Raw genomic sequence first — 14,072 nt, 5'->3', positions numbered from 1 at the left:
TTGCCATTGTAATGCGGGTGGAAACCCGCACCATTAACCCGAATTTCGGGTTTCCACCCATGTTAAATGACTCTATTAAACATTGATTAAATCCCATACAAACGAACATGTACTGCAACATTATTTGTTGTTATAACGTAAGCATAGTTAGATAAGCAGTTTAACTTATCCGACTTAATCTGTAGAACAACAAGTTATGAATTACGTACATAGCGTAAAAAAACATCTACTCGACACCCGTACATCTTTGTTTCGGTGGTTATTTGTAGCCGGATTTATTGTATCGCTCTCTGGCTGCCAGCAAAAATCAGAGGATGTTACCCCGCAAGCGTCCGCTTCGACCAGTGAAAATACGACCATTAACGACTGGATTTTGCAGAATATGCAGGAAGTGTATTACTGGAACGACAAGATTCCAGCGAATCCAGACAAGACACTTTCGCCCGATCTATTTTTCGACTCGCTTCTGAATAAATACGATGCCACAACCAACCCGACCGGCGACCGCTTTTCGTGGATTGAGCAGGATGCCAACACCCTGACGGCTGAACTTAGTGGGCAAACCACCACAACAGGTATGGAGTATAATCTATACTTACGATCGTCGGGTTCTACCAGCGTCATTGCTCAGGTATTGTATGTGCTACCCGGTTCGCCAGCCGCGCTGGCCGGCATTAAACGGGGCGATATTATCTCGAAAGTAAATGGCCAGTCGATCACAACCTCCAATTATTCTGATCTGCTGTTTTCGGGAACCAACTTTACGTTTGGTTTTGCATCGGTCAGCGGTTCATCACTGGTTGATACAGACAAAACAGTCAGCGTAACGGCTACGACATTCCAGGAAAACCCTGTCTTTCTGGATTCGGTTTATACGGTTGGCAGCAAAAAAGTGGGCTATCTGGTCTACAACCAATTTGTACCGGGGGCTAATGGCAGTGACGCAGGCGAATATGATAGTCAGGTCGATGCCATCTTTAGCAAGTTCAAGACCCAGGGGGTCAACGAACTTGTTCTTGATTTACGCTACAACCCAGGTGGCTACACATCTTCATCGGCCAATCTGGCCAGTCTGATTGGCAAGGGCGTTAGCTCCAGCAAGTTGTACTTTCGCGAAGAATGGAATAGTTCGATTACACCCGAACTTCAAAAACAATACGGCTCCAGTTTTTTCATCCAGAACTTTCTCGATAAACCCCAGAATATCGGTTCCAACTTATCGCGGGTGATCGTACTGACTACCGACCACACAGCTTCGGCCAGCGAACTAATCATCAACGGTTTGCGCCCTTACATGACCGTAACAACGATTGGCACGACGACGTATGGCAAAAATGTTGGCTCCATAACAATCACCGACGACAGTGGCAAAATCAAGTGGGGCATGCAGCCGATTGTGTTCAAATCGTACAACAGTGCCGGTACATCGGACTACTCAACGGGTTTTACACCGAATGTAGAAGTAGAAGAGCCGATCAATCTGCTGCCCTTAGGCGACACCAACGAAGTTATGCTTAAAGCCGCTTTGAGCCAGATTTCAGGCAGTACAGCCAATGGCCGTCAGGCAGCCAGCGAGCGTAATCCGTTGTTACAGATGGGCTCATCCATTCAGCGGAAAGCTGGCGGTAAGTCAATGATTCGCCCCATCAAAAATCTGAATCTATAAAAAGATAGCACCGATTTCATGAGATCACGCATAGCAGCTTAACATTTTTTAACAGGCGCTATTCCCAACGGCCCTGACATGAAGCGGGTCTTTATGTCAGAGCCGTTGGGCTTTTTTAATCTGTTGTTAACCTAGCTCCGTATAATTAAGAATTTTTATGAAAGAGACTCATTGGTTAGTAAACCCAGTTTACTGTAATTTTGCAGGAATTAGTTGATACGCTTTGCTTCCTGAATCGGCCAGCCAATTCGTTTGTTCAGGACAATGAGGCTGTCGATACCGTCGTTTTTAACGCAAATAGGTGTACCTTTACGTTTTCGTTCGTTTGATCACGCTCGTTTTTCATGATTCATTTACCATTTCGATTTCTTTCGGCTCAAAGCTCCCAGTCGGAATCTGTATCATCTGAGACTCCTTTCTCTACCAACAAGAAGACCTCACGTGTCAACTGGATATTAGGCTTGCTCTGTGCAGGCTGGGCAGGAACGCTCATTAGCTGTTCCACATCGGATACCGTATCAACGCTGGGCGACTGGACGGTTAAATCCGAATTAGAAGGTGTGGCTCGCTTTGGTGCCGCCAGTTTCGTATCCGGCAACATTGCCTACATGGGCACAGGTGCTGATGCCAGTAACAACCGCCTGAAAGACTTCTGGGCGTATGATCCTTCGCGAAATGCCTGGACTCAGAAAGCAGATTTCGGCGGGGCAGCCCGTAACATTGGTGTCGGCTTTGCCGTTGGTACAAAAGGCTATATCGGCACTGGTATCAACGCGAATGGCGATCGTCTGAAAGATTTCTGGGAATACAATACAGCGACCAACACCTGGAAGCAGGTAACCGATTTCGGCGGCACCGCCCGTCAGGGTGCTATTGCGTTTGCCATCGGTACGAAAGGGTATGTTGGCACTGGCTTCGACGGCAACTACCTGAAAGACATCTGGTCGTACGATCCAACGGCCAATGCCTGGACGAAAGTAGCCAGCTATGGTGGCTCCAAGCGCATTGGTGCTGTTGCCTTTGTTATCAATAATAAGGCGTATGTGGGTACGGGCAACAACAATGCTATCGTACAGAAAGACTGGTATGAATATGATCCGGCACAGGATCTGTGGACGCAAAAAGCCGATTTCATCACCGATCAGTCGACTATTGCCCGTAGTTATGCTGTAGGATTCTCGATCAATGGGTTGGGCTATATTGCTACCGGCGATGGCACAACGAAAGATATCTGGGAATACAATCCTTCTACCGATACCTGGGCAACCAGAGGAGTGTTTGAAGGGGCTTCGCGCCAGTATGGTGTAGGTTTTGCAATCGGCAACAAGGGGTATGTCACAACAGGTCGTAATGGCACCTCTCCCCTTGATGATCTGTGGGATTTTGATCCAACTGTCGCTCAGGTACAGTAATGCCAGTTGCCCCTACGCAACCCAAACGGTCACGAGCACGTCAAATCCAGCAGGGATTGTTGTTGATACTGGTTGGTCTGGCCTGTTTGACCGTCTACCAATGGTATACACAGCGTGAATCGGGCCTTCGGGTTGAGGTGATCAAAACACCGGGAGGCTGGGGCTACGATATTTTGAAGAATAATACATTGGTTATTCATCAGCCTACCATTCCGGGGCAACCTGGTATGGTAGGCTTTACCAGCCAGGAACAGGCCCAGCGGGTTGGTGAACGGGTGGTTGAAAAAATTAAGCAGACGAAGGCTTTGCCGACGCTGACTAACGAAGAATTACGCCAGTTAGGCGTAAAAATTCCCTGAATTATTTACATATGCGTACTTTCTGGTACGCCGGTTTGCTCTTGCTGACCGGTATGGTGCTATTTGCTTGTCAGTCGGGCGATCTCCTTGTCGGACAGTCGATCATCAATCCACAGGAATTGGTGATCCAGTCGGTCGATACGGTGACGGTTCAGACATCTACGGTTATGCGACCCGACTCCTTCGTTACCTCCGGCGATGTCAATCTGCTGGTGGGGCGCTGGTCCGATTCTCAGACCGGCACAATGACTGCCCGATGCTTCGCAGCCGTTAACTATGCGTCCAACAACTTTTCAACGCAAACGAATCTGCGGCTCGACTCAATGGTGGTAGAACTCAACTATGCCTTTGTTCATGGCGACAGTACTTCGTTGTTTGATTTAAGCGTTCATAAATTGAGTAAGGAACTGCTGATCCAGGCCTACTATAATACCAGTACTGTTGGTTATGACTCAAAGCCGTATTTGCGGAGAAGTGTGCAGCCTCAGCCGAAAAGCCGGACGAAACAAATCCAGTTTCGTGTGCCCGACGATCTGGCTCAGTCTTTCTTCGACAAGTTAAGTTCGGGCCAGATTACCGATGCAACGACCCTCTCCGGATTCCTGCCGGGTTTTGCGTTAAACTGCAATTCGACCGCCAATACATTTGTCGGATTTACAGCCGCCACAAGTGGGTTACGTCTCTATTACCACACCACTGATCTGGATCGTACGTCATCGAACCTGCTGTTTCCATTCTCGTCTATTTATTTCTCTCAATTGATAAATGACCGGACGGGAACGCCGTTGAGTGCCTTGAAAAGCAAAGCGGATATACTTAGTAGCCGATCGACCAATAATACGAGCTTTGTGGTACCAGGTGCTCAACTGTTCACGCGCATTGAGTTTCCGTACCTCAACGACTTTATTCGCCCAGAGCAATATGCCGACCTGAATAAAGCGATATTGGTTCTTAAACCTGTTCGGAAAAACCTGAACGATAATGCAACCCCGCCAACACAACTGGCTCTGTATTTCACAAACAATCAGAATGACATTCTGTCGACGGCTGTTCCAACGGGTATTGGAGGCACCACATCGCCCCTGACGACCTACACCTACGACCCGACGGCAATAACTCTGGAAGATGCCTATAAGTTTGATCTGACTTACTACATTGGCGAAGTTATCAAACGAAAAGCCCGGATTCAGCCACTTTTGCTGGGAGCACCTACAAGCTCTTATACACTCAAAGAATGGGTTCAACGCGTAACCCTGGGTAACCAGCAAAATGTCAACGATAAGCTTCAGTTGCAGTTATTCATGACATCTGGGTCTTAGCCCCGATAATACTCTCAATTAAAAACCCCTGTTAAGCTGGCTTAACAGGGGTTTTTAATTGCATAGAAAAATTTACGGACCCAGCCTCATATACCTTAGCTTATTTAAAAGTAATAGATAGAGACCGTACAACATCGATCGGCTTTTGGGTATGCCAGCTCCTGTATCTGATTTTATGCTTCTCTAAGATAACTCGGTTAACTATAGCAACCGGCATTTTTATCACGAATAGCCAGAGAACTCCACAACAAATGGTTTAAAAAAGCTTAAATCCTTGAATCAACCGAAGATGGTCGCCACGAAAACCCTTCCCTTCCCGTATTGAGAGTAGTAAGCAACAGCACCACCATACTCACCGCATGAGCAATGGCCGATGTGCCTGCCAACTTCATAAAGACATTCGGCATGATGTTAAAAATGCCTAAAAACAATAGAATTGACGCTCATATCCTCCTAATAGCATAAGCGATTGACAAACCTGTACGTTACCTGTTTAAACCGAGAGACAGCGGATAATCTGAATAGCTCAACTCATGCAACGTACACCCGTCAACACTTCTGCCGAAAACAACACTCCTAGCCTACAGGCGTTCTTATCCCAATCTGAAGATGGGTTTTACGGCAGCCTTCAGCGAATATGGAATCACGTACTGCAACTGGAGGATATGGGCCTGATTCGTCAGGAAAACGATAAGTTTGTGTATGCGTATCGATTTGCAGAAGCCGAACTACAACGTGCGTATTCAACCCCTCCCCTGTCTCATCAGTCCCCTTTATTGTAGTCGGAAATCTTGCGTTTAGCGTTCGAAACCGGCACATCCTCTCGTTGGATAGACCCGTTTCGAACGCGATTACTTACAACCTGGAATAAATTGTGTATGAAAACCTACCGGAACGAACACGTCTGGGTGGAAGTCGACTGCAGTATTCATATGCTACAGCAAACCTGGTTTGGCGTGCCTGCCAGCCACCATTTCCGCGACGGATCACTGGCCATCCTGGCGCTGGCGAAACGACATCGAGTGAAACGGTGGCTGATAGACCTACGGCAACTCCGGCTGTTTAACCCGGTCGACCTGCACTGGTTTATTGAGCACTGGCTTCCACAGGCGGATTCAGGTGCGGGTTTAACCCAACAGGCGCGAATTGCGGTTGTATTACATGACCCCAATCAGTTTGGTAAGTTGGGGGCCGACTTAATTCTAAGGGCTTCTGGCCGACTTAATGAATCACTATCCAGTCGCTATTTTGTTGACACCGAAGATTACCACCAGTGGCTTCTTGACAGTTAATTTTCCGTCTGCTTTTTAACCTATTTTTCCCCCCAATAAAGCCCTATTGCAACGGAGGCTATTTTGTATGCGTACAAGCGGTATAAAGCCGAACGGTGTACACTACATGAAAGCCAATACATTACTCTTTTTTATTGGATCATTAATCTGGATCGGGCTGGCCTGCCAGCCTAAATACTCGGAGGTAGCCCCCAATACAGGCAGTACGACCAATCCCGACTGGACCACCGAATCACATAGTGGCGATGCTCCCCCCAGTTATTCCGTCGCGTTCTCGCAAACTGACGTGAAAACGATGGAGATAACAATGACTGCCGATCAGTGGAAGTCGATCCAGACCGATATGTCGGCTAAATCCTGGGGAACGTTTGGCACCGGAAATGCGGGCGGAGGTGGAATGCCAGGGGGCAATCCAGGAGGAGGTACCTTTGGCGATGATCCAGCCTATGTAGCCCTGCCCGTTTACATTAATGGTAAACTCTGGGACCATGTGGGCTTCCGTCTCAAAGGAAATTCAAGCCTCTCTTCAGCCTGGCGATCGGGCATCTACAAACTGCCTTTCCGGCTCAAAATGGATGAATTCGAGGACACTTATCCCGACATCAAAGACCAACGGTATTATGGCTTCAAAGAGTTAAGTATGTCGCCAGGTTTTAGCGATAATTCGTTGTTAAGAGAAAAAATAGTAGCTGATATTTTTCGACTGTCTGGCGTACCAGCCGCTCAAACTGCTTTTTATCGGGTGTATATTGATTTTGGATCAGGTAAAAAATACTGTGGTGTGTATACGATGGTCGAAGTGATCGACGATACGATGGTCAAAACCCAGTATGGCGAGAAAAAAGGAAACATCTATAAGCCAGAATCAACATTACAAACGTTTGTACAAAGCCAGTTTGAAAAGAAAAACAATGAAGATAAAGCTGACTATTCTGATGTTCAGGCGTTTGTAGCGGCCCTCAATGCAACCAACCGAACTACAGACCCTGCAACCTGGCGCACAAATCTGGAGAAGACGTTCAATATGGACCTCTTTCTTAAGTATCTGGCCGTTAATAATACCATTGTGAATTGGGACAGCTACGGGGCTATGGCCCACAACTACTACCTCTACAACGCCCCCACAAATCACCTCACCTGGATTCCCTGGGATCATAACATGGCCATGACTACCACATCGGGCAACGGAGCCGGTGGCGGCAAAGCCGTTTCGCTCGAAATGACTGAAGTAAGCAACAGTTGGCCGCTTATCTATGCCATAGCCCATGACGCAGTTTACTATGCCCGATATAAACAGTATGTCAAAGACTTTAGGGACAATGTGTTTACGGCAAGCAACATAAACGCCATCATCGACCAGAACTATTATTTAATTGCCCCTTACGTGACAGGCACAGAACCGGAGCAAAAACCTTACTCCTACCTAACCAGCACAACCGATTTCATTACCGGGGTCATGGCGTTGAAAAACCACGTGACCACTCGTATTCAGGCTGTTAATATGTTTCTAAAATAATTATCCCAATGGTCTTTGAAAACAATGAATACATGAGTATTTGACAATTAGCATAACACACTAATTGCCAAATACTTACAATTTAAAATTAAGTAAATCTAACCAATACATAAAGTATTTGACTCACTGCCACGTTTTATTATCAATACACGTATTACTATACAAGAAGTCAATGCTGTTGGATTTATGGCAAACATAAATTGGTATATGACCTATTGAATAAAAGTGCAAAATCCTAAAAATCAGAAATTTAACACTGACACCAGATTATAGGCTCAACCGCTGGAAATGATTTTACCTACCTGATTACCAATCACTGAGTCATCGGTAGATCATTTTCAGAATACCCGTAAAAACAACTAATACTAATTACGAAAACAACGTTTAACGTACACAAACCCACTCGCTTGTATGACTCGCTTGGAATTTTTAAAATCAATGGGCTTTACAGGTTCGGCCCTGATGGCGTTACTGACTTCCTGTGTGCATGAAGAGGATACGGTAGTCAATGCGCTTTCCTTATCTGGTACAACCACAACAACCCCATCAACGACTACAACAGCTACATCGAGTAGTACCGCTACCAGCAGCACGACTACCAGTGGAACTACAACAAACGGCACCGACCTGAGTAGCATAAAAAATCGACTACTTACAATTGACCTGACTTCGTCGGCTGCTTCAGCCTTAAAAACGGTTGGTGGCTATATTACCCAGAGTGGTATTGTAGTGGCTCAGTCAACGGCAGGTGTTTACGTGGCAGCTACCCAGACCTGTAGCCATGAGCCCAAAAAGGCCATCATGTTCAACAAGACAGAATACTACTGTACACAGCACGGTGCCCGTTTCGACCTGACCGGCCAAGGAAAAAATAGCTTCGGTAGTCGAGGGTTAACGGTTTATAAAACAGCCACTGACGGAAAAACGCTGGTCGTTTACAGCTAATGCATTTATCCAATAAATAAACAAGCCAACCACGATGAAATTCCTAGTAACCGCTATTTTCTTCAGCTTGCTATCCAGTACCTTAACCTGGCAATTAAATTTTGATCAGGCTAAAACGGAAGCCACGCAGGCCCACAAACTTATCCTGCTAAATTTTTCGGGTTCCGACTGGTGTGGTCCCTGTATAAAACTTAAAAAGACAATCTTCGAATCGGAGGAGTTTAGCCAGTTTGCAACCGATAATTTAATTCTGGTTCGTGCCGACTTCCCTCGGTTATCGAAAAATCAGCTCGATGCCAAACAAACCGCTCACAATGAGTCTTTAGCTGAAAAATACAACCGGCAGGGTAAGTTTCCGTTTACGGTATTGCTCAATTCCGAGGGCAAGGTTCTGAAAGAATGGGATGGCTACCCGCAATCCATGACGATCTCGTCGTTTATTGAATCCATTCAGGCAGTGCGTTTAGCCACGAAATGAGTGATATCCCCGGCATTCATAAACGCGTACAACGACTCATGGGTAATCGCTTTGAGTTGAGCGTTGTCAGCGCAGATGCAACCTGGGCCAACGATTGTCTGGATGCCGCCATTGACGAAATCAGTCGAATCGAACGGCTGCTAACCACCTTTCGTGACGATAGCCAGACGAACCAGATCAATGCCAATGCGGGAGTACGACCCGTTCAGGTAGATGCCGAGGTGTTTGCCTTAATCGAACGATCGCTGCGGTTATCAGCGCTGACACAGGGGGCGTTTGACATTACGTACGGGTCACTGGATAAGCGATTCTGGAATTTCGATACCACCATGACAGCCCTGCCCGACCCTAAAACGGCCCGGCGCATGGTTCGATTAATCGACTATCGAAATGTTCAGCTCGACCCTACCCAGCAAACCGTATTTCTCAAGGAAAAAGGAATGCGCATTGGATTCGGCGGTATCGGCAAAGGCTATGCCGCCGAACAGGCCAAACGGATTTTGCGGGAACGGGGGGTAGAGAGTGGCATTGTCAATGCAGCTGGAGACCTGACTACCTGGGGCATGCAGCCTACGGGTAAGCCCTGGACTATTGGCATAGCCGACCCCAATCTATCGTCCCACGAAGCATTTTCATACCTGGCTATTAGCAACATGGCCGTGGCTACATCGGGCAACTATGAAAAGTATGCCCTGATCAACGGAAAACGATACGCCCATACCATAGACCCCAAAACGGGCTACCCAGTAGCTGGTATTAAAAGCGTTACCATCATTGCGCCGAATGCCGAGCTAGCCGATGCCTTAGCCACCCCGGTTATGGTTATGGGCGTTCGGGTCGGTCTGGACCTGATCAATCAGATGAAGCACATTGCCTGTATTATTATCGACGATTCCGATAGGCTCTATACATCGGCCAATATCCGGCTTATGGCACCTACCGTAACATCTTAACTTGCATAAACCTACGAAATGAATAAGAACCCGTTTCTCAAAACTCTAGGACTGACGGTGTGTATAAGCCTTCTCAGTCTAACAGGGTGCACGACAGTCAAAGAATATCAGAAAAGCCGGATCAACGATGCCGAAATGGAATTATCGGCTCGTAAGTCGGAGAAGTTCGAACAAAATTTTTACCTCTATCGTGAAGGAGCCGCCGGCGCGAATGGCGGCAAAAGTGGTGGTGGCTGTGGCTGTAACTAACAAACGCAAACCATGAAAAAAATCTGTATTTCTGTTGGCGTTTTGCTTAGTCTATTCCGGGCGGGGTACGGTCAATCGACCACACAGCCTGCCTATGAAAAACGTAAACTCAAAGTCGAGGAAATCAACCTGGTATCCTCCTATTATCAGCAGGATGGTAATAACTCGGCCGTAACGGGGGGAATTGGCACGGAAAAACTGACTGATTTTGCCCAGTCATTCGACCTTGTGCTGAAAACGACAGACCAGCGAAACCGTCAGCACACCATTGCGTTCGACTTCAACATCGACCATTATACCTCGGCATCATCTGATAACATCGACCCACTGACAGTGTCATCGGCCTCCCGCAGCGACACCCATATTTATCCGTCGCTTTCCTGGAGCGTACATAACGACAACAATCGCACAACCAAAGGGCTTGCCTTCTCGTACTCAACGGAGTACGACTACAAGTCGTACGGTTTCAATCTGAATTTCGCTAAAGCTTCTGCGGATAACAACCGTGAAGTTAGTCTGAAAGCGGGGGCCTTCTTCGATACCTGGAAAGCCATTCTCCCACCCGAACTTCGGCCCGATGGTTATGGCTCGGGTGCCCATGGCGATAGAGACCCTATTGATTACAAGCCCCGTAATTCGTACAACCTGAGTGTTTCATTATCGCAGGTGATCAATAAACGGATGCAGCTTCTGTTTACGGTAGAGCCATCGTTTCAGCAGGGATTGTTAAGTACGCCATTTCACCGAATTTACTTTCAGGACGGCGGTGAGACTGTTGAAAAATTACCCGGCACGCGCCTTAAACTTCCCGTTTCTTTCCGGCTGCATTACTTCATGGGCGACCGGGTTGTGGTTCGAACATTCTATCGCTATTATATCGACGACTGGGGCATGCAGGCCCATACGGCTAATCTGGAAGTACCTGTCAAACTCACCTCGTTTATTTCAGTTAGTCCTTTTTACCGCTTTAGTCATCAAACGGCTGTCCGGTATTTTGCCCCTTATGAGCAACATAAACAGACTGAAAAATACTACACGAGCGATTACGACATCTCAGGGTTCAACAGTCAATTCGTAGGGATAGGCTTCCGTACGGCCCCGCCCGGCGGTTTGTTTGGTATCGGCCACTGGCAGAGTGTGGAATTGCGATTTGGACACTATACCCGAACAACAGGTATGGTAGCCAATAGTGTAACCTTACTGGCCAAGATAAAGTAAATGGTTCTGGTAAACCGCAAAAGGCACACTGTTGCAGTGAATAAACATACGCGGAATAATTAGCTGCACCAGCGTGCCTTTGCGGCACATTTAGTTCATACAATATATAAAGAGAGTACAACAAGGAAAATCTTTTCCTTTTCATAAAAAAGCAATGTTTAGCCATTTATGGCTATGCATTTAAGATGTAACTTGGTAGTCTATCCCGCCAAAAGCAAGTTAGTGAGCATAGCGAATACAACCTGTGAAGTCGTAAAGTGTGTGAGTGACCGAAGTTTTAGAACGGCTTGTTTATGCGAACATTTACTTATGGATTTCTGTGCTGGCTCTTGATGCTGGGTATGCCGCTATTGTCATTGGCGACCCACCAGGTAGGTGGTCAGATAGAAATGCAGGCAATTGGCGATATTCCCGGCCACTTTAAAATCATCGTGACCAATTATCTGGAAGATGGTACACAGGGAATAACCCGACAGGCGGCAATAGGTAACGTTGGTATCTTTCGGCTGCGCGACAACGCCCAAATGACTGCCTTTACTGTCACCCAAACGGGTGCTAAATCGCCTGTTGTCTATGCCAATGCCTTTTGCGCATCACAGCGGAATCTAAACTTTGTTATCTGGGTTTACGAAGCCACCATTCAGCTCAACCCCGGCACGTATAGTGATCCACAAGGCTACTACATGTCGTATCAGACCCGGAATCGGAATGCCGGCATCAACAATATCGTCAATCCTGATCAAACTGGGTTTACCTTCTATCTGGAATTTCCTGCCCTACAGCAAAATGGTCAATACGTCCAGAACTCATCTCCTCAATTCAATAAAATAAACGGTGAATACGTCTGCCTGGGCGACGCATTTACCTTTGCCTTTGGCGGAAACGACCCTGATGGTGATGAACTCCGGTATTCGATGGTAACCCCATTGAATCAGAAAGGAACGGCCCAGAATGCCATTTCAGCAGGCCCCTACCCCGACATTAGCTGGCGGCCTGGTTTTAGTGCCACTAATGCAATTCCAGGAAGTCCCACATTACAGGTCAACCCCCAATCGGGGCAGTTATCGGTAACAGGTACTGAATTAGGGTTATATGTTTTTGCCGTAAAAGTGGAAGAATACAGAAATGGGGTAAAAATAGGAGAGGTACGTCGTGATTTTCAGTTTCTGGTCATCGACTGCCCTCCCCAAACGACACCGGATCCAGCGGTTCAATTTCGCAACTTTCCGACCATGCGCTCACGAACCATTTGCCTTGGCGATTCGGCCGTGATACAGGCCGCTTTCAATGCCAACTGGAATTATCAGTGGCGCAAAGACGGTATTAATATTACAGGGGCTACCAATTCATCATTAGCCGTTCGGGAAGCGGGTACCTATATGGTCGTCGTTTCGCAGAAAACAACCTGTAGTAAAACCGGGAACTCCGACGATATGGTCGTAAAGGTTGTCGGGACACAGGCGAAGGTTTTTGAAAGGGGGCATTTATGCGCTACAACCGGAACCATTCACCTGACGGCCGTAGGCGATAGCAATGTCACGTACCAGTGGTACCGCAATGGGCAGGCACTGGCAGGGCAAACGACCGATTCCATTGTGGTTGATCAGCCGGGAAATTACTGGGCCGTTACGACCGATCTGATATATGGGTGTAAAGCGCAAAGTGATGTGGCCCTTCTCCAGCGGTCGGCAGCCGTACAGGCCGTGATCCAATCAGCATCGGGACAGAATCGAATCTGTCCGCAAGCGTCCTTGCAATTAACTGGTAGTGGTGGAATCAGTTACAGCTGGCAGAAAGATGGGACGACGGTGGGGAGCAGCGAAGCACAATACACTACGAGCCAGCCCGGCACCTTTGTTTTGATTGCAACGGATACCTACGGCTGTACAGGCACCTCCAAACCCGTAACGATCATTCAACTCGACCCAATCGATGTTCGGCTCGATACGATTCCAGAGGTTTGTGGCGACAATTCACCCGTTTACACACTCGTTGGTAGCCCAGCCGATGGTGAGTATGCAGGACCGGGTGTAAGTGGAAATAAATTTGACCCTAAAGCGGCCGGAATCGGTGAACACCAGATGACTTACACGGTTAAAGCGGCCCCCGAATGCAAGGGAACGGTAGCAACGCGACTGGCGGTTGTAGCCCCCATTCCGACTATTCAGCTTGCCGATTCGATAGTCACCTACAAAGGTAATACCTTCACGATGAACCCGGTGTATACGGGCAACCCTAATCAGTTTCAGTGGGCTACGTCAACCTATCTGGACAACCCCAACACGGCTAATCCAACCGTTATGTCGATTGAAGAGGATATTACCTATACGATCGATGTAAAAAATAAAACGGGTTGCGAAGCGAAAGATACCATCCACATTACGGTATATGCCCGTGTCTGGATACCAGATGCGTTTTCGCCTGATGGCGATGGCAAGAATGATACCTGGGAGCTGTTTGGCATTGAGGCTTTCCCCGATGCTATCGTCACCATTTTCAACCGCTGGGGCGAAATCATCTATTCGTCGGGCAAGGGCTACACCAAACCGTTCGACGGCACTCTGAACGGCTATTCACTTCCAGCCGGTCTGTACGCCTATACTGTCCGAACAGTTCCGGAAAAGCCTATCATTCGAGGTAGTTTAATGCTGGTGCGGTAGGCTAT

At 47.4% G+C, this 14,072-nt stretch carries 14 protein-coding genes; 13 read left to right on the top strand and 1 reads right to left on the bottom strand.

Annotated features, from left to right (window positions below; all coding sequences use genetic code 11):
• The first annotated feature begins 196 nt into the window (after window positions 1-196).
• The 4 genes from BGO59_RS09890 to BGO59_RS09875 all read left to right on the top strand — a co-directional run bounded on the left by BGO59_RS09890 (window position 197) and on the right by BGO59_RS09875 (window position 4,756).
• Window positions 197-1,666 (top strand): S41 family peptidase, encoded by a 1,470-nt coding sequence (locus BGO59_RS09890; protein ID WP_293683459.1) that lies wholly within the window; start codon window positions 197-199, stop codon window positions 1,664-1,666.
• Window positions 1,667-2,010: 344 nt separating this feature from the next.
• Window positions 2,011-3,078 carry a kelch repeat-containing protein gene (locus BGO59_RS09885; protein WP_293683458.1) on the top strand — a complete coding sequence of 356 codons (1,068 nt, stop codon included), beginning with the start codon at window positions 2,011-2,013 and terminating at the stop codon, window positions 3,076-3,078.
• Window positions 3,078-3,437: a DUF4907 domain-containing protein gene (locus BGO59_RS09880; protein ID WP_293683457.1), complete on the top strand. Its 360-nt coding sequence runs from the start codon at window positions 3,078-3,080 to the stop codon at window positions 3,435-3,437. Before BGO59_RS09885 ends, BGO59_RS09880 begins: the two co-directional genes overlap by 1 nt.
• An 11-nt stretch (window positions 3,438-3,448) precedes the next feature.
• Window positions 3,449-4,756 carry a DUF4270 family protein gene (locus BGO59_RS09875; RefSeq protein WP_293683456.1) on the top strand — a complete coding sequence of 436 codons (1,308 nt, stop codon included), beginning with the start codon at window positions 3,449-3,451 and terminating at the stop codon, window positions 4,754-4,756.
• Between the two features lie 266 nt (window positions 4,757-5,022).
• Here the strand turns inward: BGO59_RS09875 and BGO59_RS09870 are convergent, their stop codons facing one another.
• Window positions 5,023-5,163: a hypothetical protein gene (locus tag BGO59_RS09870; RefSeq protein ID WP_293683455.1), complete on the bottom strand. Its 141-nt coding sequence runs from the start codon at window positions 5,161-5,163 to the stop codon at window positions 5,023-5,025.
• Window positions 5,164-5,289: 126 nt separating this feature from the next.
• Here BGO59_RS09870 and BGO59_RS09865 point away from each other — a divergent pair, with 126 nt between their 5' ends.
• The 9 genes from BGO59_RS09865 (at window position 5,290) to BGO59_RS09825 (ending at window position 14,067) form a co-directional block, all read left to right on the top strand.
• On the top strand, window positions 5,290-5,538 hold the full coding sequence (locus BGO59_RS09865; protein WP_293683454.1) for a hypothetical protein: 249 nt from the start codon (window positions 5,290-5,292) through the stop codon (window positions 5,536-5,538).
• Between the two features lie 96 nt (window positions 5,539-5,634).
• Window positions 5,635-6,048, top strand: coding sequence for a hypothetical protein (locus BGO59_RS09860; RefSeq protein ID WP_293683453.1), 414 nt, complete (start codon window positions 5,635-5,637; stop codon window positions 6,046-6,048).
• 106 nt (window positions 6,049-6,154) lie between these two features.
• The gene (locus tag BGO59_RS09855; protein ID WP_293683452.1) at window positions 6,155-7,564 is read left to right on the top strand and encodes a CotH kinase family protein; all 1,410 of its coding nucleotides are present in this window, start codon (window positions 6,155-6,157) and stop codon (window positions 7,562-7,564) included.
• A 411-nt stretch (window positions 7,565-7,975) separates the two neighbouring features.
• Window positions 7,976-8,509 carry a Rieske 2Fe-2S domain-containing protein gene (locus tag BGO59_RS09850; protein WP_293683451.1) on the top strand — a complete coding sequence of 178 codons (534 nt, stop codon included), beginning with the start codon at window positions 7,976-7,978 and terminating at the stop codon, window positions 8,507-8,509.
• 34 nt (window positions 8,510-8,543) lie between these two features.
• Complete coding sequence (locus BGO59_RS09845) at window positions 8,544-8,987, top strand: thioredoxin family protein (RefSeq protein WP_293683450.1); 444 nt, start codon at window positions 8,544-8,546, stop codon at window positions 8,985-8,987.
• Window positions 8,984-9,940, top strand: a complete 957-nt coding sequence (locus BGO59_RS09840; protein ID WP_293683449.1) for an FAD:protein FMN transferase — start codon at window positions 8,984-8,986, stop codon at window positions 9,938-9,940. The genes BGO59_RS09845 and BGO59_RS09840 overlap by 4 nt, the downstream gene beginning before the upstream one ends.
• A gap of 18 nt (window positions 9,941-9,958) precedes the next feature.
• Window positions 9,959-10,189, top strand: a complete 231-nt coding sequence (locus BGO59_RS09835) for a DUF4266 domain-containing protein (RefSeq protein ID WP_293683448.1) — start codon at window positions 9,959-9,961, stop codon at window positions 10,187-10,189.
• 12 nt (window positions 10,190-10,201) lie between these two features.
• The gene (locus BGO59_RS09830) at window positions 10,202-11,407 is read left to right on the top strand and encodes a DUF3570 domain-containing protein (protein ID WP_293683447.1); all 1,206 of its coding nucleotides are present in this window, start codon (window positions 10,202-10,204) and stop codon (window positions 11,405-11,407) included.
• 293 nt (window positions 11,408-11,700) lie between these two features.
• Window positions 11,701-14,067, top strand: a complete 2,367-nt coding sequence (locus BGO59_RS09825) for a gliding motility-associated C-terminal domain-containing protein (protein ID WP_293683446.1) — start codon at window positions 11,701-11,703, stop codon at window positions 14,065-14,067.
• The last annotated feature ends 5 nt before the right edge of the window (window positions 14,068-14,072 follow it).

This window comes from Spirosoma sp. 48-14 (assembly GCF_001898575.1).
In the GTDB taxonomy this organism is placed as follows: Bacteria; Bacteroidota; Bacteroidia; order Cytophagales; family Spirosomataceae; genus Spirosoma.
Note: the sequence above shows the minus strand (reverse complement) of the source record. Positions and strands in the feature narration are given on the sequence as shown.